Raw genomic sequence first — 2,505 nt, forward strand, 5'->3', positions numbered from 1 at the left:
ATGATGGCAGAGAGGTCACACCCGTTCCCATACCGAACACGGAAGTTAAGCTCTCTAGCGCCGATGGTAGTTGGGACCTTGTCCCTGTGAGAGTAGGACGTCGCCAAGCAAAAACCTAAGTCGTTTTGACTTAGGTTTTTTTGTGCTTATTTTTATTATTTAAAATATAAAGGTAATAATTACCTTTATAAGAATATAGTCCAGATGTAACAAGAATGTTTGTGATCTTATATAAAAAGGTTATGTAAAAAGAGCTAGATTGTTATTTTTACATAACCTTTTGTGCTTTTAAAGGATTTTATATTAGAAAAAATCTATAATTAAGGTAGTTAACATATATTTTTGATGGGTGTGGGGATTATGAAAGAAATATGCATGTTATTAGTGGCTGTTATATTATGGGGCACAGCCATTGCGCCAACAAAATGGGCGTTAGAATCTATTCAGCCGTTTACTTTGTTATTTATTCGTCTTTTCTTTGCAGGTGGAATTTGTATGCTATTCTCATTTAAGGAACTACAAAAATCAGTTGTACATAAAAAAGTTCCATGGAAAAGAATGAGTTTGTTAGCTTTTACCGGTGTAGCTGGTTATTTTATGTTTACATCCTACGGCATTTCTTTAACAAGTGGATTACATGTGAGTATTATAGATGCTGCGTTACCATTAGTTACAATTCTTTTTTCAGCACTCTTTTTGAAAGAGAAAATTCGATTGAATTATTGGATAGGAATTATATTGGGTGCTATAGGAGTACTCTTTATTACGATTCCATCTAAAAGTGCTAATCAAGAAGTATCTTTAATAGGAGATATACTGATATTATTAAGTACTTTTCTATTTGCTTTCTACACAGTTTTGCTAAAACGACCAAAACAAGAACAGTATTTATCAAACGAGGTTTTTACAACATTAACTTTAATTATTGGAGCTGTTATTCTCTTACCGTTTGCACTGGTAGAAATTTTTTATTACGGTCTCCCAAAGGTTGAAACTTGGAAAACGGGACTTAGTGTAATATACCTTGTTATTGGAGCAACAATTTTAGCATATTGGTTTTGGAATAAAGCGCTAGAGAGAGTTTCAGCATCAGTAAGCGGATTATATTTAAATGCATTACCATTAATAAGTATTGTTACTTCAATTATTCTATTAAATGAATCTCTGACATGGAGAGTAATAATGGGAGCAAGTTTAGTTTTAATCGGAGTAGGATGGGCGGATAAGCAAAAGTTGTGTAATCTATTAAAAGGTAACAAGGTGGAGAATAGAGACTGTTAAACAGTATGATTTATATAATTGAAATGTTAAAAAGATACCTTATATATGAGGTATCTTTTTTATTTAGCAAAGATAATAGACTAAAATTAGTAAGGATATTCTTTGCTGTATTTATATGTGTCGAAATCATTTTGAAATATTGTTTGGACAAGTTGTATACATTCAGTATCATAAAAGCTTTCAAAAGTCGGATGACGGGGAAATAAAGGATCAGTAATATCGCCTTCGCTAAAATTCCCTTTATAAATCATGGCGGGAGTTTGATGATGCCATGATGTTGAGAACTCATTTATTGGTGCGGTTTTTAATTCAAAACGCTTTTCTAATTCTTTCATTTCCTGATCGAAGTTTTCTAAGTATATATAATTGGTCACATATTCTTCTTCACCAGCTATATATTGTTGTGTGAAATGTGGGTTAATATCACTTGCGTGAGCCCCTTTCATAAATAGATAGTATAGAAATTGTTTAAATGAGATCCCTTTGGAGGAATTTTCATCTTGATATAAAAACTTTCGGATGGGTTTCCATTCGGGATGTTCCATATAAGGAGGTCCAATTAAGGATACGAAAGAACTGACTGCTCTCCTATAAGGGTTACGAACAAGTTTAAAAGTTTCTTTTTGTTTTTCTCGTAAAGCTACTCCTAGTCGTACACTATAGGCAGGTGTACTTTTGTATATATCATATTCATAATTATGAATGAAAGGACTATAGCTTAGAGCGGTTTGTAATAAATCAATCTGGTAAAAGAACCACTTAGCAAGAGAAGTACAACCGCTTTTTTGACTCCAAAATAGAATGATTGGAAACTTCCTATGATAGTGTGGGCTTCTTGAATGGGAGCTTATGATGTGTAATAAAGAAGGATCGAACAAGTTCTACACTCCTTTCAGTTATCTTATTGATATGTATGAGAAATAAAAGGTGGGTATGAGAGTCTTTTTCATCTTTTAAAAAAAATGAAAGATTAATATTGACTATTATTATATAGAGGTGTAATATAGAACAAGTCGCCGATGACAATAACGTCGCAAGCGACAAATGAAATAAAAAAACTTAGTTGACATTAACTAACGAAGATGTTAACATAAGGAAGTCGCAAATGAGCGACCAAGTAGTTCTTTGAAAACTGAACGAAACAAACAACGTGAAACGTCAATTTTTATTTTAGATGCTAGACAAACTAACTTTATTGGAGAGTTTGATCCTGGCTCAGGATGA

At 32.7% G+C, this 2,505-nt stretch carries 2 protein-coding genes and 1 rRNA gene; 2 read left to right on the forward strand and 1 reads right to left on the reverse strand.

Going from position 1 to position 2,505, the window contains the following annotated elements; genetic code table 11:
* Nucleotides 1-109: ribosomal RNA gene (rrf, locus tag ACTFRY_RS29615) — 5S ribosomal RNA — on the forward strand; the annotation flags it as partial.
* Between the two features lie 251 nt (nt 110-360).
* A complete protein-coding gene (locus ACTFRY_RS29620; protein ID WP_000658278.1) occupies nt 361-1,281 on the forward strand; it encodes a DMT family transporter in 921 nt (306 codons plus the stop codon).
* An 86-nt stretch (nt 1,282-1,367) separates the two neighbouring features.
* On the opposite strand, the gene ACTFRY_RS29625 is transcribed toward ACTFRY_RS29620, so the two are convergent.
* Entirely contained in the window at nt 1,368-2,159 is a 792-nt protein-coding gene (locus ACTFRY_RS29625) for a sulfotransferase family 2 domain-containing protein (protein WP_016119035.1), read from the reverse strand.
* Nucleotides 2,160-2,505: the final 346 nt, after the last annotated feature.

It is taken from the genome of Bacillus cereus group sp. MYBK195-1 (assembly GCF_051916605.1).
GTDB classification, from domain to species: Bacteria; Bacillota; Bacilli; order Bacillales; family Bacillaceae_G; genus Bacillus_A; species Bacillus_A cereus.